The organism is Escherichia sp. KTE159, from assembly GCF_000408805.1.
Lineage (GTDB): Bacteria > Pseudomonadota > Gammaproteobacteria > Enterobacterales > Enterobacteriaceae > Escherichia > Escherichia marmotae.
On record NZ_KE137292.1, the window covers coordinates 605,731 to 625,482 of the forward strand.

Consider the following 19,752-nt stretch of genomic DNA (forward strand, 5'->3'; position numbering starts at 1 on the left):
GTAGGCCGGATAAGGCGTTTACGCCGCATCCGGCCAATAGTTAACAGCGCTTACTTCTTCGCCTCTGCAACCACTTTGCTACCCACGCCGCGGTTATTGTATTCCCACATACGGTTGTAGTTTGTGTCATTCAGATTGCGCTGCACTTCGTCATCATCATCAACGCTGCCGGTGTTACCCGCAAACGGACGATTAGAGATCACCGCATCGGCCCACGGTTTGACAGTGTTGAAGCCTTCGTTGATCACACTGTCACGGATTACCACCTGACCGTTGGTATTGGCATCAACATCCAGCGAGCGGCCTAATTGCGCGACACCATCACCAGAAGCATTGAAACGGCTGTTTACCGCGAGGAAACCGTAATAGATGTTAGACAGCGTCGCCGGTGCAAAAACATACGCTTCCTGCTGGGTACGAGAGTTCACCACGCGGAATTCGGTGTTATCGAACACCACTGCGCCACGACCGGAAACGATATCCACATCCCCTTCAATGTAGCTATTTGTCACCAGTGTACGCGGCTGGCGATTGGTTTCCAGACGGTTCTGCACACCGCTGTTGGTGACAAAGAAGGTATTCTGACGACCGAGAATATTGACGTTATTGATCTGCACTTTATCGCCATCGGTACGCAGCGCCACTGCCGGATGATTACCCGCATCTACGCTATCGCCCAGGGTGTTTTCGATGGTCAGATTTTGCAGTTGCAGACCATTGTTTTGCGACCAGAAGACCGCAGAACACAGTACACCGATACTGTCGCTGCGTTTGCTCTGGCAGCTATCGTACATATACCACGCTGGTTTACCTGGCATATATTTGCCGCGTGGGTTGACGTCGTGACGCCAGTCGGCAGGACTCATTCCACCATCAAGGGAAAGCCCAATTTTGACATCAATCGGTTTTTCACCCGTACCGTACAAAGTGATTCCACCCGGAGCTGCAGGAACGTAAACCGTGCCTTCATACTCACCTGGCAGCACGGCAATATACTGGCGCTTATTGGTGCGCTTGATAATTGCCGCATCCACCGCAGCCTGAATGGTCGTGTGCGTCACACCTTGTGTACCCGCCGGTCCAACAACAAAGTCAGGTTGCGCGGGCAGGGTAATCGGTGAAGGGTTCCACGCTGCAGCACCTGGCGTCAGTGAGGAGAAATAGTGCTGCGCATCGAAATTCTGCGCTTCTTTTGCCGACAGAATCGGGCGAGAAGACGTACCAGGCGCGGTTTGATCAGAAGGACGTTGATCGGGCGGTGTTGAGCTACAGGCGGTCAGCGTCACGCCAAAAGCCAGTGCCAGCGCCAGACGGGAAACTGAAAATGTGTTCACAGGTTGCTCCGGGCTTTGAAATGGAAAAATGAATCCGTTGAAGCCTGCTTTTTTATACTAACTTTAGCGAAACGGGAAGGTAAAAAGACAAAAAGTTGTTTTTAATACCTTTAAGTGATGCCAGATGGTATCGCGCCATCTGGCAGAGTATTTAACTGAACATCGCGGTAATCGAGGCACTTGCCAGAGAGTGGAAATGGACGTTAAAGCCGACCATCGCGCCGCTGGCACCTTCATCGACATCAATACGTTCTACATCCAGTGCGTGAACGGTAAAAATGTAGCGATGGGTTTCGCCTTTCGGTGGCGCAGCGCCATCGTATCCGGTTTTACCAAAATCGGTACGCGTCTGCAAAACACCGTCTGGTATAGCCACCAGATCAGAGCCAAACCCTTGCGGCAATACGCGGGTATCGGCAGGCAAGTTAACAACTACCCAGTGCCACCAGCCAGAACCCGTTGGCGCATCCGGATCGTAACAGGTGACAACAAAACTTTTGGTTCCCGCAGGAACGTCGTCCCACGCCAGGTGCGGCGAAATATTATCGCCATCATAGCCCATGCCATTAAAGACATGACGATGCGGTAACTTATCGCCATCGCGCAGATCATTACTGATGAGTTTCATGAACCCTCCTTTCTTGTTTGCAGAAAGTGTAGCCAGAAACACTCACGCTGACTTCTCGTTATTGGCAAAAAAATGTTTCATCCTGCACCGCTCGGTTAACGGCTGCCGTCAGGCGCTGTAACTGTTCCGGGCGAATAATATAGGGTGGCATCAGGTAGATAAGTTTGCCAAATGGCCGGATCCATACCCCCTGTTCGACGAAGAATTTTTGCAGAGCCGCCATATTTACCGGGCGTGTGGTTTCGACCACACCAATTGCCCCCAGCACGCGGACATCGGCAACCATTTCGGCGTCACGGGCGGGTGTGAGTTGCTCGCGTAGTTGTGCTTCAATAGCCGCTACCTGCTGCTGCCAGTCGCCAGATTCGATAATCGTCAGGCTGGCATTTGCTGCTGCGCAGGCCAGCGGATTACCCATAAAAGTTGGCCCATGCATAAAGCAGGCAGCTTCGCCGTTACTGATGGTTTCCGCAACCAGGCGCGTAGTGAGTGTGGCGGAAAGCGTCATTGTACCGCCCGTTAAGGCTTTGCCGAGACATAAAATATCCGGTGCGATACCCGCATGTTCGCAGGCAAAAAGTTTGCCGGTACGGCCAAAACCGGTGGCAATCTCGTCAGCAATCAGCAAGATACCTTCGCGATCGCACATTTTGCGGATTCGTTTTAACCACTCCGGATGGTACATACGCATCCCGCCTGCGCCCTGAACAATAGGTTCAATGATTACGGCAGCGATTTCATGACGATGCGCCGCCATTAGCCGCGCGAAGCCCACCATATCGCGCTCATCCCATTCGCCGTCCATACGGCTTTGCGGGGCGGGAGCAAACAAGTTTTCCGGCAGGTAGCCTTTCCACAGGCTGTGCATTGAGTTGTCCGGATCGCACACCGACATCGCGCCAAAAGTATCGCCATGATAACCATTGCGGAAGGTCAGAAAACGCTGGCGCGTTTCGCCTTTGGCCTGCCAGTACTGCAACGCCATCTTCATCGCCACTTCTACCGCCACGGAACCGGAGTCCGCGAGAAAAACGCACTCCAGCGATTCCGGCGTCATTGCCACCAGTTTGCGGCACAGCTCAATGGCTGGCGCATGGGTAATACCGCCAAACATCACGTGTGACATGGCATCAATTTGCGATTTCATCGCGGCATTGAGCTGTGGGTGATTGTAGCCGTGGATCGCCGCCCACCAGGAAGACATACCGTCAACCAGGCGTCTGGCGTCAGACAAAATCAGTTCGCAACCTTCTGCGCTCGCCACTGGATAAACCGGTAGTGGGGAGGTCATGGATGTGTACGGGTGCCAGATATGGCGTTGGTCAAAGGCAAGATCATCCGTTGTCATAATCGACTTGTAAACCAAATTGAAAAGTTTTAGGTTTACAAGTCTACACCGAATTAACAACAAAAAACACGTTTTGGAGAAGCCCCATGGCTCACCGCCCACGCTGGACATTGTCGCAAGTCACAGAATTATTTGAAAAACCATTACTGGATCTGCTGTTCGAAGCGCAGCAGGTTCACCGTCAGCATTTCGATCCTCGCCAGGTACAGGTCAGCACTTTGCTGTCGATTAAAACCGGCGCTTGTCCGGAAGATTGCAAATACTGCCCGCAAAGCTCTCGCTATAAAACCGGTCTGGAAGCTGAGCGGTTGATGGAAGTCGAACAGGTACTGGAATCAGCGCGCAAAGCGAAAGCGGCTGGCTCGACGCGCTTCTGCATGGGCGCGGCGTGGAAAAATCCGCACGAGCGCGATATGCCGTACCTGGAACAAATGGTGCAGGGGGTAAAAGCGATGGGCCTGGAAGCGTGTATGACGCTGGGCACGTTGAGCGAATCCCAGGCGCAGCGCCTCGCGAATGCCGGGTTGGATTACTACAACCACAACCTTGATACCTCGCCGGAGTTTTACGGCAACATCATCACTACACGCACTTATCAGGAGCGTCTTGATACGCTGGAAAAAGTGCGCGAAGCCGGGATCAAAGTCTGTTCTGGCGGCATTGTTGGTTTAGGTGAAACGGTGAAAGATCGCGCCGGATTATTGCTACAACTGGCGAATCTGCCGACGCCACCGGAAAGTGTGCCGATCAACATGCTGGTGAAGGTGAAAGGCACGCCGCTGGCAGATAACGATGATGTCGATGCCTTTGATTTTATTCGTACCATTGCAGTGGCGCGGATCATGATGCCGACCTCATATGTGCGTCTTTCTGCCGGACGCGAGCAGATGAATGAACAGACTCAGGCGATGTGCTTTATGGCTGGGGCTAACTCGATTTTCTACGGCTGCAAATTGCTGACCACGCCGAATCCGGAAGAAGATAAAGACCTGCAACTGTTCCGCAAACTGGGGCTGAATCCGCAACAAACCGCCGTTCTGGCGGGCGATAACGAACAACAGCAGCGTCTGGAGCAGGCGCTGATGACCCCGGACACTGACGAATACTACAACGCGGCAGCCCTATGACCTGGCAGGAGAAAATCGACGCGGCGCTTGATGCGCGGCGCGAAGCTGATGCCCTGCGTCGTCGCTATCCGGTGGCGCAGGGAGCCGGACGCTGGCTGGTGGCAGATGGTCGCCAGTATCTGAACTTTTCCAGTAACGATTACCTCGGTTTAAGCCATCATCCGCACATCATCCGCGCCTGGCAGCAGGGTGTGGAACAATTTGGTGTCGGTAGCGGCGGTTCCGGGCATGTCAGCGGTTATAGCGTGGTGCATCAGGCGCTGGAAGAAGAACTGGCGGAGTGGCTGGGCTATTCGCGGGCGCTACTGTTTATCTCCGGTTTCGCTGCCAATCAGGCGGTCATTGCCGCGATGATGACGAAAGAGGATCGCATCGTTGCCGACCGTCTTAGTCATGCTTCGTTGCTGGAGGCTGCCAGTTTAAGTCCGGCGCAGCTTCGCCGTTTTAGCCATAACGATGTCACTCATCTGACGCGTCTGCTTACAGCCTCCTGTCCGGGGCAGCAACTGGTGGTGACAGAAGGCGTGTTTAGCATGGACGGTGATAGCGCGCCGTTGGCAGAAATCCAGCAAGTAGCGCAACAGCACAACGCCTGGTTAATGGTCGACGATGCCCACGGGACGGGCGTTATCGGTGAGCAGGGGCGCGGCAGTTGCTGGCAGCAAAAGATGAAACCAGAATTGTTGGTGGTGACTTTTGGCAAAGGATTTGGCGTCAGTGGGGCGGCGGTACTTTGCTCCGATAGCGTGGCAGATTATCTGTTGCAGTTTGCCCGCCATCTTATCTACAGCACCAGTATGCCGCCCGCTCAGGCGCAGGCATTACGTGCATCGCTGGCGGTGATTCGTAGCGAAGAGGGTGACGCACGGCGGGAAAAACTGGCGGATCTGATTGCACGTTTTCGTAGTGGAGTACAGGGTTCGCCATTTACTCTCGCGGACTCATGCAGTGCCATCCAGCCATTAATCGTTGGTGATAACGCTCGCGCGTTACGCCTGGCAGAAAACCTGCGTCAGCAAGGTTGCTGGGTGACGGCGATTCGCCCGCCAACCGTACCCGCTGGCACCGCGCGGCTGCGCCTGACTTTAACCGCAGGGCATGAAATACCGGATATCGACCGTCTGCTGGAGGTGCTGCATGGCAACGGTTAATAAGCAGGCCATTGCGGCGGCATTTGGTCGGGCAGCCTCACAGTATGAGCAACACGCAGAGTTGCAGCGCCAGAGTGCCGACGCCTTACTGGCAATGCTCCCACAACGCCAGTACGCCCGGGTGCTGGACGCTGGTTGCGGGCCTGGCTGGATGAGCCGCCGCTGGCGTGAACGTAGCGCACAGGTGACGGCACTGGATCTCTCTCCGCTTATGCTTGTACAGGCACGTCAGCAGGATGCCGCACATCATTACCTGACGGGGGATATCGAATCCTTACCGCTGGCGAACACGACGTTTGATCTCGCGTGGAGCAACCTTGCCGTGCAATGGTGCGCTGAATTATCTACGGCATTACGCGAGCTTTATCGGGTAGTGTGTCCTGGCGGAATTGTGGCGTTTACCACCCTGGCACAAGGCTCATTACCAGAGCTACATCAGGCATGGCAGGCTGTAGACGCACGCCCCCACGCTAATCACTTTTTACCGCCAGCAGAAATTGAACGGGCGTTGAAAGGTTTTCGTCATCAATACAATATTCAACCCATTACGCTGTGGTTTGATGACGCACTCAGCGCCATGCGTTCACTGAAAGGTATTGGTGCAACGCATCTTCACGAAGGGCGCGACCAGCGAGTATTAACGCGTTCACAGTTACAGCGATTGCAACTGGCCTGGCCGCAACAACAGGGGCGATACCCTCTGACTTATCATCTTTTTTTGGGAGTGATTACTCGTGAGTAAACGCTTTTTTGTTACCGGGACGGACACCGAAGTGGGGAAAACCGTTGCCAGTTGTGCGCTTTTACAGGCCGCTAAGGCTGCAGGCTACCGGACAGCAGGTTATAAACCGGTGGCCTCCGGCAGCGAAATGACTGCAGAAGGTTTACGTAACAGCGACGCGCTGGCGTTACAGCGCAACAGCAGCTTGCACCTGGATTACGCCACGGTAAATCCTTACACCTTCGCTGAACCTACTTCGCCACATATCATCAGCGCGGAAGAGGGGAGACCGATTGAGCCGAAGGTAATGAGCGCCGGATTACGCGCGCTGGGGCAACAGGCTGACTGGGTGTTAGTGGAAGGCGCTGGTGGCTGGTTTACGCCGCTTTCTGCTACTTTTACTTTTGCCGATTGGGTGAAGAGCGAACAACTGCCGGTGATTCTGGTCGTTGGGATAAAACTGGGCTGCATTAATCACGCGATGCTGACAGCACAGGCAGTACAGCAGGCTGGACTCACTCTCGCAGGCTGGGTGGCAAACGATGTCACGCCGCCAGGCAAACGGCATGGCGAATATATGGCCACTCTCACACGAATGATTCCTGCACCGCTGCTGGGGGAAATCCCCTGGCTTGAGGAAAATCCAGAAAGTGCGTTAACCGGAAGATATATCACTCTCACTTCACTGAAGTAGCAAAAAATTGGTTGAATTGCGAGCGAGCTGGCGTTTTCAGTCGTCCGTAATTTAACCAATCAAAGGCTAAAAAAATCGCGAAAAAATTTTTACCCCTGCATTATACGATTAGTATGGGAATTGCCCAGGCGGCTGGACATAGGGGCTGCAGGCAGTTATCCACTATTCCTGTGGATAACCATGTGCATTAGAGTTAGAAAACGTAATGTAAGCGAGAGAATACGCGGCCTGCACGCAAATTGGCGCTAAAGACGGCTTAAAGAAATATATGTTATTTTTTAATTGGTTAGATAAATGCAATGGCTGTCAGGAAAGTGTCATCTCCTGCAATAAATCCGTCATCAGCCATCTTGACAAATGTTAAAAAAGCCATTGCTCTGGGGATAACCCTGCAACACTGGCGTTTTATCTCGTCACTGCGTCAATTTTGCCTACGGTTGACACCTTAGTTTACGGCGTAACAGAGATATTGTGGTGTGAGCCTGTTTTTTTATCCAGTGTTATTTGTTGGCATTATTAATCATGACGAGTAAAATTACACACCTGCCCGCCCACTCCTTCAGGTAGCGACTCATGAGTAAACCATTCAAACTGAATTCCGCGTTCAAACCTTCTGGCGATCAGCCGGAGGCGATTCGCCGCCTCAAAGAGGGGCTGGAGGATGGCCTCGCGCACCAGACTCTGCTCGGTGTGACGGGGTCGGGGAAAACCTTCACCATTGCTAATGTCATTGCTGATCTGCAACGCCCAACGATGGTGCTGGCACCCAACAAAACGCTGGCAGCGCAACTTTATGGTGAGATGAAAGAATTCTTCCCGGAAAATGCGGTGGAATACTTCGTCTCCTACTACGACTACTATCAGCCGGAAGCCTACGTACCAAGCTCTGATACGTTTATTGAGAAAGATGCCTCGGTAAACGAACATATTGAACAGATGCGTCTTTCAGCAACCAAAGCGTTGCTGGAGCGGCGGGATGTTATTGTTGTTGCGTCAGTTTCCGCTATTTATGGTCTGGGTGATCCTGATTTATATCTCAAAATGATGCTGCACCTCACTGTCGGCATGATTATCGACCAACGTGCGATCCTGCGTCGCCTGGCGGAGTTGCAATATACCCGCAATGACCAGGCATTCCAGCGCGGGACCTTCCGCGTGCGTGGTGAAGTGATCGACATTTTCCCGGCGGAGTCCGACGACATTGCGCTACGCGTGGAGCTGTTTGATGAAGAAGTTGAACGATTGTCGTTGTTTGATCCATTAACCGGGCAAATCGTTTCAACAGTCCCACGTTTTACCATCTACCCGAAAACGCACTATGTTACGCCGCGTGAACGCATTGTGCAGGCGATGGAAGAGATCAAAACAGAACTGGCGGACCGACGCAAAGTGCTGCTGGAAAACAATAAACTTTTGGAAGAGCAGCGTCTGACTCAACGAACCCAGTTTGATCTGGAGATGATGAATGAGCTGGGCTACTGTTCGGGGATTGAAAACTATTCGCGCTTTCTCTCCGGGCGTGGACCTGGCGAACCACCGCCGACGTTATTTGATTACCTGCCTGCCGATGGTCTGCTGGTGGTCGATGAATCTCACGTCACCATTCCACAAATTGGCGGAATGTATCGCGGTGACAGGGCGCGTAAAGAGACTCTGGTGGAGTATGGTTTCCGATTGCCATCGGCGCTGGATAACCGTCCGCTGAAATTTGAGGAGTTTGAAGCGCTGGCTCCGCAAACGATTTATGTTTCTGCGACGCCAGGTAACTACGAACTGGAGAAATCCGGTGGTGACGTGGTGGATCAGGTGGTGCGCCCGACTGGCTTGCTCGATCCGATTATCGAAGTGCGTCCGGTAGCGACCCAGGTCGATGATCTTCTTTCGGAGATTCGCCTGCGTGCGGCAATTAACGAACGCGTTCTGGTGACGACGTTGACCAAGCGAATGGCGGAAGATCTAACGGAATATCTGGAAGAACACGGTGAGCGCGTGCGTTATCTTCACTCCGACATTGATACCGTTGAGCGTATGGAGATTATCCGCGACTTGCGTCTGGGCGAGTTCGACGTACTGGTGGGGATCAACTTACTGCGTGAAGGTCTGGATATGCCGGAGGTCTCATTGGTGGCGATCCTCGATGCTGACAAAGAAGGGTTCCTGCGTTCAGAACGTTCGCTGATCCAGACCATTGGCCGTGCGGCGCGTAACATCAACGGCAAAGCGATTCTCTACGGTGATAAGATAACCCCGTCGATGGCGAAAGCGATTGGCGAAACGGAACGTCGTCGTGAGAAACAGCAGCGGTACAACGAAGAGCATGGTATTACGCCACAAGGTCTTAATAAAAAAGTGGTCGATATCCTGGCGCTGGGGCAGAACATTGCCAAAACCAAAGCGAAGGGCAGAGGGAAATCGCGCCCGATTGTTGAGCCGGATAATGTGCCGATGGATATGTCGCCAAAAGCGTTGCAGCAGAAAATCCATGAGCTGGAAGGGCAGATGATGAAACATGCGCAAAACCTCGAATTCGAAGAGGCGGCGCAAATCCGTGACCAGTTGCATCAGTTGCGTGAGCTGTTTATTGCCGCGTCGTGACGAGATGAAGAAGCAGGAATGTTCTTCTGGTTTGAGGCTAATGAGAACGCAAAATTGCCTGATGCGCTACGCTTATCAGGCCTACATGATCTCTGCAATATATTGAATTTGCGCGGCTTGTAGGCCGCATCCGGCATGGATAACGTGCACTTTGTCAGCAATATGAATCCGGAATTCTCTTCCGGCTTCCCGTTAACCCAATGCCTGTAACGCCTTTTCCAGTGCGTTATGTAACAACTGGCGGTCATGGCGATAGGGGATATCGCTGGCCTCCAGTACGTCCTGAATCACTATTCTGTCGCTGACCGCAGAAACATCCACTTTCGGCCCAACGACTACGGCATCAATCACTTTCTTCCCGACATACTGTTCCATAATCGCCAGCTTATTTTCCAGCTTCAGATTCGCCGCAGGCAGGCTCAATTCACGCCCCAGATTGCCGATATAAACCATCGGCGCTGGCGTGCGGCGTAATGCCTGTGCCATTTCCTTAAGCAGCAGAATTGGCATCAGGCTGGTATAAAAACTGCCAGGTCCGATAAGGATCAGATCTGCGTCATTGATAGCATGAACCGCTTCACGCGTTGCGGGCACATTCGGGGTTAAGAGCAATTCCTGAATTGGCGTAGTTAACTGGTCGATATTGACCTCGCCATAAACTTCATGCCCCTGATCGTCAATGGCCATCAGATCAACGGGATGCTCTGACATCGGAATTAATTGCGCGTCCACTTTCAACAGATTACGAATTAAATTGATGGCTTCCAGAGGCCGCACGCTAAGGTGATCCAGCGCCTTTAACATCAAGTTTCCGAGATTATGACCGGAAAGCTCGCCATTGCCGCCAAAACGGTATTCAAACATCGCGGAGGCGACGCTCGGTTCCGTTATCAGTTGGTTGAGGCAGTTGCGCATGTCGCCCCAGGCAATGCCGCCTTCTGAGCGGCGAATACGGCCTGTTGAACCGCCATTATCGGTGGTGGTGACAATGCCCGTTAAACGAGAGCCTAAAGATGAAAGTGATGAAAGAACGCGTCCTAATCCATGCCCTCCGCCGAGTGCAACAACACGATCAAGGTCAGCCAGCGTACGATTGCGCATATAGATTCCTGAAGTCAGATTATCCGCGCTACAGTAGCGCAACTGACAGGGAAACGGCAATTAACCTGCCAATATTGAGGATACAAATATTTTCTTCTACCTCTAAAGGACGAGGTTCGCTGTGCATCCCTGATGATGTATATCAAAGTAAAACCGTCATATTCCCTTATTCTGTAGCGAAATAGCACGATCATGACGCTATATATATGATTACATAGCGGAAAGTGTGAATGGTAAAAATCTCATTTACACGCTAGTATCGACATAACCACTAAACACTCTAGCCTCTGCACCTGGGTCAACTGATATGGTGCTTTGGCCGTGACAATGCTCATAAAGATTGCCACCAGGGCGAAGGAAGAAATGACTTCGCCTCCCGTATCTGGAAAGGTGTACATGGCTTCACAACTGACTGATGCATTTGCGCGTAAGTTTTATTACTTGCGCCTGTCGATTACCGATGTGTGTAACTTTCGTTGCACCTACTGCCTGCCGGATGGCTATAAGCCGAGCGGCGTCACCAATAAAGGCTTTCTGACCGTCGATGAAATTCGCCGGGTTACTCGCGCCTTCGCCAGTTTGGGCACCGAAAAAGTACGTCTGACAGGCGGTGAACCGTCTTTACGCCGCGACTTTACCGATATCATCGCAGCCGTGCGGGAAAACGACGCTATTCGTCAGATTGCGGTCACCACCAATGGTTACCGCCTGGAACGCGACGTGGCGAACTGGCGCGATGCCGGACTGACGGGGATTAACGTCAGTGTCGATAGCCTCGACGCTCGCCAGTTTTATGCTATTACCGGTCAGGATAAATTCAACCAGGTGATGGCGGGGATTGATGCCGCATTTGAAGCCGGGTTTGAGAAGGTCAAAGTCAATACCGTGCTGATGCGCGATGTCAATCATCACCAGCTCGACACCTTTCTGAACTGGATCCAGCATCGCCCCATCCAGTTACGTTTCATCGAACTGATGGAAACGGGCGAGGGTAGCGAACTTTTCCGTAAGCACCATATCTCTGGTCAGATTCTGCGTGACGAACTGCTGCGTCGCGGCTGGATCCATCAACTTCGTCAACGCAGCGACGGCCCCGCGCAAGTCTTTTGTCATCCGGATTACGCCGGAGAAATCGGCCTTATCATGCCGTATGAAAAAGATTTCTGCGCCACCTGCAACCGTCTGCGCGTCTCCTCCATTGGTAAACTCCATCTCTGCCTGTTTGGTGAAGGCGGCGTTAACCTGCGCGATCTGCTGGAAGATGATGCCCAGCAACAGGCGCTGGAAGCGCGTATTTCAGCGGCGCTGCGGGAGAAAAAACAGACCCATTTCCTGCATCAAAATAACACCGGTATTACGCAAAACTTATCGTACATTGGCGGCTAAAACGTCAAAAGGAGAGATCAGATGAGTCAGGTAAGCACTGAATTTATCCCGACCCGTATTGCTATTCTTACGGTTTCTAATCGTCGCGGTGAAGAAGACGATACCTCCGGTCATTATCTGCGCGATTCGGCGCAGGAAGCGGGCCATCACATTGTCGATAAAGCGATTGTTAAAGAAAACCGCTACGCCATCCGCGCGCAGGTATCTGCGTGGATCGCCAGCGACGATGTGCAAGTGGTGCTGATTACTGGCGGCACCGGACTGACGGAAGGCGATCAGGCACCAGAAGCGTTGCTGCCGCTGTTCGATCGTGAAGTCGAAGGCTTCGGTGAAGTATTCCGTATGTTGTCATTCGAAGAGATTGGCGCCGCAACGTTGCAATCTCGTGCGGTAGCGGGCGTTGCTAACAAGACACTGATTTTCGCTATGCCGGGTTCGACCAAAGCGTGCCGCACCGCATGGGAAAATATCATCGCGCCGCAACTGGATGCCCGTACACGTCCATGCAATTTCCATCCACATTTGAAGAAATAAGTATGTCGCAACTGACTCATATCAACGCCGCTGGCGAAGCGCACATGGTGGATGTCTCCGCCAAAGCGGAAACTGTACGTGAAGCACGGGCGGAAGCCTTTGTCACCATGCGCAGCGAGACGCTGGCGATGATCATCGATGGTCGTCACCACAAAGGCGACGTATTTGCCACCGCGCGGATTGCCGGTATTCAGGCGGCAAAACGTACATGGGATCTGATCCCACTGTGTCACCCGCTAATGCTCAGTAAAGTTGAAGTCAATTTGCAGGCAGAGCCGGAACACAATCGGGTACGTATAGAAACCTTATGCCGCCTGACCGGGAAAACCGGCGTCGAAATGGAAGCGTTAACCGCGGCCTCGGTGGCGGCGCTGACCATTTACGATATGTGTAAAGCCGTGCAAAAAGATATGGTGATTGGTCCGGTACGCCTGCTGGCGAAGAGCGGCGGCAAGTCGGGTGACTTTAAGGTGGAAGCGGATGATTAAAGTTCTTTTTTTCGCCCAGGTGCGCGAGCTGGTGGGGACCGATGCAACCGACGTTGCCGCGGATTTTCCAACCGTTGAAGCGTTACGCCAGCACCTGGCAGCGCAGAGCGATCGTTGGGCGCTGGCGCTGGAAGATGGCAAATTACTGGCTGCCGTCAACCAGACGCTGGTGAGTTTCGACCATCCGCTAACTGACGGCGACGAAGTGGCTTTCTTCCCGCCGGTAACCGGAGGCTAAGATGGCTGAAACCAAAATTGTTGTCGGACCGCAGCCGTTCAGCGTAGGGGAAGAGTATCCGTGGCTGGCTGAGCGTGATGAAGACGGTGCGGTGGTCACCTTTACCGGTAAGGTGCGTAACCATAACCTGGGTGACAGCGTAAAAGCATTAACCCTCGAACACTATCCGGGAATGACTGAAAAAGCACTGGCGGAAATCGTTGATGAAGCGCGTAACCGCTGGCCGCTGGGGCGAGTCACGGTGATTCATCGTATTGGCGAATTATGGCCGGGTGATGAAATCGTTTTTGTCGGCGTTACCAGTGCGCATCGCAGTAGTGCGTTTGAGGCCGGGCAGTTTATTATGGATTATCTCAAAACCCGCGCACCGTTCTGGAAGCGCGAAGCTACGCCGGAAGGTGACCGCTGGGTCGAAGCGCGGGAGAGCGATCAGCAGGCAGCAAAACGCTGGTAGTTTTTTGTTGGCCGGATAAGGCATAGAGCTGCATCCGGCAATTTCACCGTACCGGACATACGTTTACGCTGCGGCGATGCACACCCTCATCATTTGCAGTATCCTTTAGATATTCCTTATATCTTCAGGAGATCTTCATGGACAGATTCCCACGTTCTGATTCAATCGTACAAGCCAGGACTGGCCTGCAAACCTATATGGCACAGGTCTATGGCTGGATGACCGTTGGCCTGTTGTTGACCGCGTTTGTTGCCTGGTATGCTGCTAACTCCGCCGCCGTGATGGAGCTGCTTTTCACCAACCGCATCTTTTTAATTGGTCTGGTAATAGCGCAATTAGCTCTGGTAATTGTGTTATCAGCGATGATTCAAAAGCTCAGCGCGGGTGTGACAACCATGCTCTTTATGCTTTATTCGGCGCTGACAGGTCTGACGCTTTCCAGCATTTTCATTGTCTACACCGCCGCCTCTATCGCCAGTACTTTCGTTGTTACCGCCGGAATGTTCGGTGCGATGAGTCTGTACGGCTACACCACGAAGCGCGATTTAAGCGGCTTCGGCAATATGCTGTTTATGGCGTTAATCGGCATTGTCATCGCCTCGCTGGTGAACTTCTGGCTGAAAAGCGAGGCGTTGATGTGGGTGGTGACCTATATCGGAGTGATTGTCTTTGTCGGCCTGACCGCCTATGACACCCAGAAACTGAAAAATATGGGTGAGCAGATTGATACCCGCGACACGTCGAACCTGCGCAAATATTCAATTCTTGGCGCATTAACGTTGTATCTCGACTTCATCAACCTGTTCCTGATGTTGCTGCGGATTTTTGGCAACCGCCGTTAATTCCGTTTCCCCTCCAAATCCCGGCCTGGCGTCGGGATTTTTTCTAATTAAAACGACAATGAATAAAAGCCTGTTATAAAATGCGCCCATGACATGGGGGCGCATCCATAAATATAATTTTTTGTATATATGGCTTAAGTAAAGATATCAATAAGATAAATGCTGCCATTGCAGGTGTAATGTATCTTTTTTTAATCTCTTTGGTGGTGATTGTCGTTGCGCTTTTATAGGGGCGTTAACTCTCTATTATTATTTTATCGGCTTCTTCGGGATTCTTGCAGCAATAGCTATAACACTTGTTTGGCAAAGGCATACGCGGTTTTTTCATTAGTCATAGAAAAATAGGTAAATTTCTTTCTTGGGTAAAATTGTGAGGAAACGCAATGAGCCCGATGCGCTACGCTTAGCAGGCACAGACTGGAATTGTAATCTATTAATTTAGCCCGGTTTTGTAGGGCGGATAAGGCGTTTACGCCGCATCCGCCATGAACAAATAGCACGTTGCTAACAATCTGCACAAACCAAAAGAACTTAATCGAACTTCACATCGCCGCTTCATTTTTCGCCCGTAGCTTCTTCGCCTGACTTTCCAGCAACAGGTAACAGATCAGCGCCAGCAGCAGCGGGATAAAGTAATACAGCACACGGTAAGCGAGTAGGGCGGCGATAATTGTGCCTTTGGATGTATTCTCTCCTGCCAGTAGCGCGATAAACACCGCTTCCAGCACGCCAATCCCCGCCGGAATATGCACGATGACACCAGCAATACTACTAACCAGTAACACGCCTAAGACAAAGAAATAATTCACGCTTTGGTCAAGTAACAGCCAGATAATTGCCCCCATCACCATCCAGTTAACGCTGGAAATCAGCATCTGAGCGAGGGCGAATTTCCATGAAGGCAGCACCAGCTTTTGCCCTTTGATGGTCATATGGCGGTGCTTCGCGAAAGCGCAAAACCATAAATAAACCGCGATAATCATCAGTAAGCCAATGCCGAGAATACGCAGCGTGGTTTGATCGACATACCAGTGATCCGGTAACGCCACCACGCCTGCGGTAAAAATAATCCCGGCTAATAAAATATAGCCCAGCCAGTTGGTGGTAATACTCAGCGAGAAAATGCGTGTGATGGTGCCGCCCGGTAATCCCAGACGCGAATAAAGGCGATAACGCATCCCAATCCCGCCGACCCAGGTACTGAGCGTCAGGTTGAAGGCATAGCAGATAAATGACACCAGCATCACCTGGCGCTTCGCCAGTTTGTGACCGCAGTAGAAACGGGCGAGCAGGTCATAGCAGCCGTAAATCAGATAACTGACGACCACCAGCCCGACCGCACTCAATAGCACAACGCGGTTATAGTCGCGGATGACCTTCCAGACCTCTTCCCAGTCCACTTTTTTGGCGTAGACCACCAGCAACACAATCACCGCGATAAAAAATAGCCAGGTAAGGATCTTCTTTGCTAAGCGCCAGCGAGGATGGGATTTACTCATCAGGGCTTTACCCCCGTATTTTCTGTTTCTACCCGATCCTGCGTTTCCATTGCCGGTTGCGCGGGCGGCTCAACCTGTGCCAGACGCGGCGTATGCGCCGGAAGCCAGCCCACCAGCGCCGGGAAGTGGCGCAAAAAGTGGAATGCCAGCACGCTTTTAGTCAGATTCCACCAGGTGCGTTTGGGCAGCATACTTTCATCTACCTGCCGACAATCGGCGGCGATGATGCCATTAAGATTGTCGCGTAGCGTCTGGTTAAAATTACGATCGTAGATGATGACGTTAGCTTCGAGATTCAGCGACAAACTGAGCGGATCGAGATTACTGGAGCCTACCGTCGCCCAGTGATCATCCATTAACGCCACTTTGCCGTGGAGCGGGCGGCGGCGATACTCAAACACTTGAACGCCGCCTTTAACCAGATAGTTATAGAGCAAACGCGCGCCAACCCTGACAATCGGCATATCCGGTTCACCCTGAATAATCAGTTTGATCCGCACCCCGCGCCGTGCCGCTTTACGTAAGGCGTGTAAAAATCGATAGCCGGGAAAGAAGTAGGCGTTGGCGATAATCACTTCCCGCCGCGCCTGAGTGAGCATTTTCAAATAGTGGCGCTCGATATCGCTGCGATGTTCTTCGTTATCGCGCCAGACCAGCAATACCTGCGCTTCCCCCGGTTGGCGGTTTTCTTCCGCTTTATGGTGACGTCGCCACCAGCGGCGTGCCGCGCTCTGCCCAGGCAAGTTTTCCAGCTCAAACTGCAGAATATCTTCAACAATCGGCCCTTCCAGCCGCACCGCGTAATCCTGTTTGGCCTGTGGGCCGTAGCTGGACATATGCTCGGCGGAGTAATTTATCCCGCCGATAAAGGCGATTCGTGTATCGATGACCACAATTTTGCGATGCATCCGGCGGAACACATTCGTGCGCATACCGAACAGGCGAGGACGAGGATCGTAATAACGAAATACCACGCCAGCCGCGGTCAGTTCGCTGACAAATTCATCGCTGAGATCTGGCGAACCATAGCCATCCAGCAAGACTTCCGCTTTAACCCCACGTTGCGCCGCTGCCAGCAGCGCCGCATGTAGCTGTTTGCCGACGTCATCTTCAAACCAGATAAATGTCTCAAGGATGATGCGTTGCTCTGCTTCGTTAATCGCTTTAAACACAGCAGGGTAATATTGCTCGCCGTTTTCCAGTAACTGAATCTTGTTCCCTTCGCGCCAACCACATTTCATAGATGGATCTCCACACTCAAAGGGGCATGGTCAGAAAGATGTCGCCAGGTCCGCAGCGGCAGCGCTGTGGGCGCACTGGCACTGGCGTTTTTGACGTAAATCCTGTCCAGACGAAGAACGGGAAATTGCACCGGAAATGTTCGCGCCGGGCGTCCGTGGGCGCGGGTAAATATCTCATCCAGCCCAGCCTGTACTTTTAAGGGATGATTGGCTTTTTGCCGCCAGTCGTTGAAATCTCCCGCGACTAATACTGGTTCGCCGTTCGGTAGTTGATTCACCCATTCAGCAAGCATCGCAAGCTGCGCCTGACGGTGCGCCTCCCGCAAGCCGAGATGCACGCACATCACATGAATCGCTTTCCCCGTGACTGGCGGAACAATGCGGCAATAAAGCACGCCGCGCTTTTCCGCGCCATCGACCGAAACATCGCGATTCTCATAATGTTCAATGGGATAGCGTGACAGCACCGCGTTCCCGTGATGCCCTTCCGGGTATACAGCATTACGTCCGTAGGCAAAATCACTCCACATGGTGTCGGCAAGAAACTCGTAGTGCGAAGTATCGGGCCAGTTCTTCACATGCAGTGGATGGACTTCGTGCGCCCCCATCACTTCCTGCAGGCAGACGATATCGGCGCTGACGGCACGCACGGCGTCGCGAAGTTCCGGCAAAATGAAGCGTCGGTTAAATGCTGTAAAGCCTTTGTGAATATTGATGGTGAGCACCTTGAACGAAAAATGTTGTGTTTGGTCGGGCATAATTTTCCTGTTTTTGCCTCTTATCTCATTGAAATAGTGTAGTCGGCGTCACAAAAAGGTGCGGTCTTACGGAATTTTCCGTAAAGTTCGGTACTCTGAATTAGTAGAGATAAATTCTTCAGGAGAGAAGCCATGAAGTGGCAACAACGCGTTCGTGTCGCAACTGGCCTAAGTTGCTGGCAGATTATGTTGCATTTACTGGTAGTGGCGCTGCTGGTTATGGGCTGGATGAGTAAGACGCTGGTTCATGTCGGCGTAGGGTTATGCGTGCTGTATTGTGTAACAGTAGTGATGATGCTGGTGTTACAGCGTCATCCTGAGCAACGCTGGCGCGAGGTAGCAGATGTGCTGGAAGAGTTGACCACCACCTGGTATTTTGGCGCGGCGCTGATTGTGCTGTGGCTGTTGTCCCGCGTGCTGGAAAATAACTATTTGCTGGCAATTGCAGGGCTGGCGATCCTTGCCGGCCCGGCGGTAGTGTCGCTACTGGCGAAAGATAAAAAGTTACATCACCTTGCGTCTAAACATCGCGTACGCCGCTGATCCTGTTGTGGCCGTTATCACCAGTAACGGCCACAAACTATTCCACACAATATCCAGACTCGCATCCTTCAAATAGATCTGCTTGGTAATGTCTGTAAAGTGGCGGATAGGGTTAATCCACGTCAGGTTTTGCAGCCATACTGGCATGTTCTCCACCGGCGAAACGTAACCGGAAAGCAGGATTGCAGGCATCATAAAGACAAATACGCCGATAAACGCCTGCTGTTGCGTTGAACAAAGTGATGAAATCAACAGACCGAAGCCCACCAGCGATAAACCGTAAATCACCATCGTAAAGTAGAACAGCGCCAGCGAACCGGCGAAGGGGATTTGATACGCCCAGATACCAATCGCCAGCACAATGGTGGCCTGGAACGTGGCGACAATTAACGCAGGGACGGCTTTACCAATAAATATCTGCCAGGTGGTGAGGGGTGAAACCAGCAACTGATCGAGCGTTCCCTGTTCACGTTCGCGGGCAACAGAAAGCGAAGTGACGATCATTACGCCGATAGTGGTGATCATGGCGATCAGTGATGGCACCACGAACCATTTGTAGTCGAGGTTCGGGTTATACCAGTTGCGCACCACCAGCTCGCTGTTGTTTGGCTTCGGCTTTCCTTCCAGCAGCTCCTGCTGATAGTTTTTGACGATTTGTTGCAGGTAGTTGGCGGCGATTTGCGCACTGTTGGAGTTACGTCCGTCGAGAATTAATTGCAACGGCGCGGTCTGGAAGGTATCCAGCTTGCGCGAGAAATCAGGCGGGAAGCGCACCAGCAATAACGCCTTTTGCGTGTCGATGGTCGGGCGGATCTCCTGTGGACTTTTCAGCAGCAACACATGGGTAAAGGCGCTGGCGCGGGCAAAACGTTGGGTCAGTTCTACCGAATGTGCGCCGTTATCTTCGTCGTAAATGGCGATGGTGGCGTTGGTTACTTCCAGCGTGGCGGCGAACGGGAACAGGATCACCTGAATCAGCACGGGTAAAATCAGAATCGCGCGCGTCTGCGGTTCGCGCAGCAGCGACTGCAACTCTTTGCGAATTAACGTCCATAAGCGATGAAACATGC

General features: G+C 52.4%; 20 protein-coding genes, 1 pseudogene and 1 riboswitch. Of the genes and pseudogenes, 13 read left to right on the forward strand and 8 right to left on the reverse strand.

The features are described 5' to 3' along the window. Positions 1–50 precede the first annotated feature (50 nt). The 3 genes from A31E_RS18515 to bioA all read right to left on the reverse strand — a co-directional run bounded on the left by A31E_RS18515 (position 51) and on the right by bioA (position 3,310). Complete coding sequence (locus A31E_RS18515) at positions 51–1,334, reverse strand: putative acyl-CoA thioester hydrolase (RefSeq protein WP_001091591.1); 1,284 nt, start codon at positions 1,332–1,334, stop codon at positions 51–53. A gap of 151 nt (positions 1,335–1,485) precedes the next feature. Beyond that, positions 1,486–1,962, reverse strand: a complete 477-nt coding sequence (locus A31E_RS18510; RefSeq protein ID WP_001516024.1) for a kinase inhibitor — start codon at positions 1,960–1,962, stop codon at positions 1,486–1,488. A gap of 58 nt (positions 1,963–2,020) precedes the next feature. After that, the gene (gene bioA, locus A31E_RS18505) at positions 2,021–3,310 is read right to left on the reverse strand and encodes an adenosylmethionine--8-amino-7-oxononanoate transaminase (RefSeq protein ID WP_016248498.1); all 1,290 of its coding nucleotides are present in this window, start codon (positions 3,308–3,310) and stop codon (positions 2,021–2,023) included. Between the two features lie 86 nt (positions 3,311–3,396). On the opposite strand from bioA, the gene bioB reads away from it, so the two are divergent. The 5 genes from bioB to uvrB all read left to right on the forward strand — a co-directional run bounded on the left by bioB (position 3,397) and on the right by uvrB (position 9,598). After that, positions 3,397–4,437 (forward strand): biotin synthase BioB, encoded by a 1,041-nt coding sequence (gene bioB, locus A31E_RS18500; protein WP_000951218.1) that lies wholly within the window; start codon positions 3,397–3,399, stop codon positions 4,435–4,437. Further along, positions 4,434–5,588: an 8-amino-7-oxononanoate synthase gene (bioF, locus tag A31E_RS18495; protein WP_001516027.1), complete on the forward strand. Its 1,155-nt coding sequence runs from the start codon at positions 4,434–4,436 to the stop codon at positions 5,586–5,588. The genes bioB and bioF overlap by 4 nt, the downstream gene beginning before the upstream one ends. Then, positions 5,575–6,330, forward strand: coding sequence for a malonyl-ACP O-methyltransferase BioC (bioC, locus tag A31E_RS18490; protein WP_001516028.1), 756 nt, complete (start codon positions 5,575–5,577; stop codon positions 6,328–6,330). The genes bioF and bioC overlap by 14 nt, the downstream gene beginning before the upstream one ends. Beyond that, positions 6,323–7,003: a dethiobiotin synthase gene (gene bioD / locus A31E_RS18485; protein ID WP_016248499.1), complete on the forward strand. Its 681-nt coding sequence runs from the start codon at positions 6,323–6,325 to the stop codon at positions 7,001–7,003. The genes bioC and bioD overlap by 8 nt, the downstream gene beginning before the upstream one ends. Before the next feature lie 573 nt (positions 7,004–7,576). Further along, positions 7,577–9,598, forward strand: a complete 2,022-nt coding sequence (gene uvrB, locus A31E_RS18480) for an excinuclease ABC subunit UvrB (protein WP_000042544.1) — start codon at positions 7,577–7,579, stop codon at positions 9,596–9,598. A gap of 192 nt (positions 9,599–9,790) precedes the next feature. Here uvrB and yvcK read toward each other — a convergent pair whose 3' ends face one another. Next, a complete protein-coding gene (yvcK, locus tag A31E_RS18475; RefSeq protein WP_001246027.1) occupies positions 9,791–10,699 on the reverse strand; it encodes a uridine diphosphate-N-acetylglucosamine-binding protein YvcK in 909 nt (302 codons plus the stop codon). A 264-nt stretch (positions 10,700–10,963) separates the two neighbouring features. Further along, positions 10,964–11,108: riboswitch (molybdenum cofactor riboswitch) on the forward strand. Here yvcK and moaA point away from each other — a divergent pair. The 7 genes and pseudogenes from moaA to A31E_RS26715 all read left to right on the forward strand — a co-directional run. Next, entirely contained in the window at positions 11,096–12,085 is a 990-nt protein-coding gene (gene moaA, locus A31E_RS18470) for a GTP 3',8-cyclase MoaA (RefSeq protein ID WP_001516029.1), read from the forward strand. Its footprint overlaps the riboswitch before it by 13 nt. Before the next feature lie 21 nt (positions 12,086–12,106). Next, complete coding sequence (gene moaB, locus A31E_RS18465) at positions 12,107–12,619, forward strand: molybdenum cofactor biosynthesis protein B (RefSeq protein WP_016248500.1); 513 nt, start codon at positions 12,107–12,109, stop codon at positions 12,617–12,619. Positions 12,620–12,621: 2 nt separating this feature from the next. Continuing rightward, a complete protein-coding gene (gene moaC / locus A31E_RS18460) occupies positions 12,622–13,107 on the forward strand; it encodes a cyclic pyranopterin monophosphate synthase MoaC (RefSeq protein WP_000080885.1) in 486 nt (161 codons plus the stop codon). Further along, positions 13,100–13,345 carry a molybdopterin synthase sulfur carrier subunit gene (gene moaD, locus A31E_RS18455; protein ID WP_001516032.1) on the forward strand — a complete coding sequence of 82 codons (246 nt, stop codon included), beginning with the start codon at positions 13,100–13,102 and terminating at the stop codon, positions 13,343–13,345. The genes moaC and moaD overlap by 8 nt, the downstream gene beginning before the upstream one ends. 1 nt (position 13,346) lies before the next feature. Further along, the gene (moaE, locus tag A31E_RS18450) at positions 13,347–13,799 is read left to right on the forward strand and encodes a molybdopterin synthase catalytic subunit MoaE (RefSeq protein ID WP_000852287.1); all 453 of its coding nucleotides are present in this window, start codon (positions 13,347–13,349) and stop codon (positions 13,797–13,799) included. Between the two features lie 137 nt (positions 13,800–13,936). Then, the gene (locus A31E_RS18445; protein WP_000373618.1) at positions 13,937–14,641 is read left to right on the forward strand and encodes a Bax inhibitor-1/YccA family protein; all 705 of its coding nucleotides are present in this window, start codon (positions 13,937–13,939) and stop codon (positions 14,639–14,641) included. A 214-nt stretch (positions 14,642–14,855) separates the two neighbouring features. After that, a pseudogene (locus A31E_RS26715) lies at positions 14,856–14,972 on the forward strand (BAX inhibitor (BI)-1/YccA family protein); the annotation flags it as partial. 211 nt (positions 14,973–15,183) lie between these two features. Here the strand turns inward: A31E_RS26715 and A31E_RS18440 are convergent. From A31E_RS18440 to A31E_RS18430, 3 genes are read right to left on the reverse strand one after another with little or no spacing between them, the layout of a single operon-like run. Next, positions 15,184–16,140 (reverse strand): lysylphosphatidylglycerol synthase domain-containing protein, encoded by a 957-nt coding sequence (locus A31E_RS18440; RefSeq protein WP_001516033.1) that lies wholly within the window; start codon positions 16,138–16,140, stop codon positions 15,184–15,186. Next, positions 16,140–17,381, reverse strand: a complete 1,242-nt coding sequence (clsB, locus tag A31E_RS18435; protein ID WP_000649633.1) for a cardiolipin synthase ClsB — start codon at positions 17,379–17,381, stop codon at positions 16,140–16,142. The genes A31E_RS18440 and clsB overlap by 1 nt, the downstream gene beginning before the upstream one ends. Next, positions 17,378–18,139 carry an endonuclease/exonuclease/phosphatase family protein gene (locus A31E_RS18430; protein WP_001113330.1) on the reverse strand — a complete coding sequence of 254 codons (762 nt, stop codon included), beginning with the start codon at positions 18,137–18,139 and terminating at the stop codon, positions 17,378–17,380. Before A31E_RS18430 ends, clsB begins: the two co-directional genes overlap by 4 nt. A 132-nt stretch (positions 18,140–18,271) precedes the next feature. On the opposite strand from A31E_RS18430, the gene A31E_RS18425 reads away from it, so the two are divergent. After that, the gene (locus A31E_RS18425) at positions 18,272–18,682 is read left to right on the forward strand and encodes a YbhQ family protein (RefSeq protein ID WP_000871975.1); all 411 of its coding nucleotides are present in this window, start codon (positions 18,272–18,274) and stop codon (positions 18,680–18,682) included. On the opposite strand, the gene A31E_RS18420 is transcribed toward A31E_RS18425, so the two are convergent. Next, entirely contained in the window at positions 18,644–19,750 is a 1,107-nt protein-coding gene (locus A31E_RS18420; protein ID WP_000469021.1) for an ABC transporter permease, read from the reverse strand. The two genes, A31E_RS18425 and A31E_RS18420, sit on opposite strands and share 39 nt — an antisense overlap. Positions 19,751–19,752: the final 2 nt, after the last annotated feature.

What these genes read in the sequence shown, in the direction of transcription:
- A31E_RS18510 (WP_001516024.1), bottom strand. Translation starts at nt 1,962, where the DNA reads ATGAAACTCATCAGTAATGATCTGCGCGATGGCGATAAGTTACCGCAT.
- bioA (WP_016248498.1), bottom strand. Translation starts at nt 3,310, where the DNA reads ATGACAACGGATGATCTTGCCTTTGACCAACGCCATATCTGGCACCCG.
- bioB (WP_000951218.1), top strand. Translation starts at nt 3,397, where the DNA reads ATGGCTCACCGCCCACGCTGGACATTGTCGCAAGTCACAGAATTATTT.
- bioF (WP_001516027.1), top strand. Translation starts at nt 4,434, where the DNA reads ATGACCTGGCAGGAGAAAATCGACGCGGCGCTTGATGCGCGGCGCGAA.
- bioC (WP_001516028.1), top strand. Translation starts at nt 5,575, where the DNA reads ATGGCAACGGTTAATAAGCAGGCCATTGCGGCGGCATTTGGTCGGGCA.
- uvrB (WP_000042544.1), top strand. Translation starts at nt 7,577, where the DNA reads ATGAGTAAACCATTCAAACTGAATTCCGCGTTCAAACCTTCTGGCGAT.
- yvcK (WP_001246027.1), bottom strand. Translation starts at nt 10,699, where the DNA reads ATGCGCAATCGTACGCTGGCTGACCTTGATCGTGTTGTTGCACTCGGC.
- moaA (WP_001516029.1), top strand. Translation starts at nt 11,096, where the DNA reads ATGGCTTCACAACTGACTGATGCATTTGCGCGTAAGTTTTATTACTTG.
- moaB (WP_016248500.1), top strand. Translation starts at nt 12,107, where the DNA reads ATGAGTCAGGTAAGCACTGAATTTATCCCGACCCGTATTGCTATTCTT.
- moaC (WP_000080885.1), top strand. Translation starts at nt 12,622, where the DNA reads ATGTCGCAACTGACTCATATCAACGCCGCTGGCGAAGCGCACATGGTG.
- moaD (WP_001516032.1), top strand. Translation starts at nt 13,100, where the DNA reads ATGATTAAAGTTCTTTTTTTCGCCCAGGTGCGCGAGCTGGTGGGGACC.
- moaE (WP_000852287.1), top strand. Translation starts at nt 13,347, where the DNA reads ATGGCTGAAACCAAAATTGTTGTCGGACCGCAGCCGTTCAGCGTAGGG.
- A31E_RS18445 (WP_000373618.1), top strand. Translation starts at nt 13,937, where the DNA reads ATGGACAGATTCCCACGTTCTGATTCAATCGTACAAGCCAGGACTGGC.
- A31E_RS18440 (WP_001516033.1), bottom strand. Translation starts at nt 16,140, where the DNA reads ATGAGTAAATCCCATCCTCGCTGGCGCTTAGCAAAGAAGATCCTTACC.
- clsB (WP_000649633.1), bottom strand. Translation starts at nt 17,381, where the DNA reads ATGAAATGTGGTTGGCGCGAAGGGAACAAGATTCAGTTACTGGAAAAC.
- A31E_RS18430 (WP_001113330.1), bottom strand. Translation starts at nt 18,139, where the DNA reads ATGCCCGACCAAACACAACATTTTTCGTTCAAGGTGCTCACCATCAAT.
- A31E_RS18425 (WP_000871975.1), top strand. Translation starts at nt 18,272, where the DNA reads ATGAAGTGGCAACAACGCGTTCGTGTCGCAACTGGCCTAAGTTGCTGG.
- A31E_RS18420 (WP_000469021.1), bottom strand. Translation starts at nt 19,750, where the DNA reads ATGTTTCATCGCTTATGGACGTTAATTCGCAAAGAGTTGCAGTCGCTG.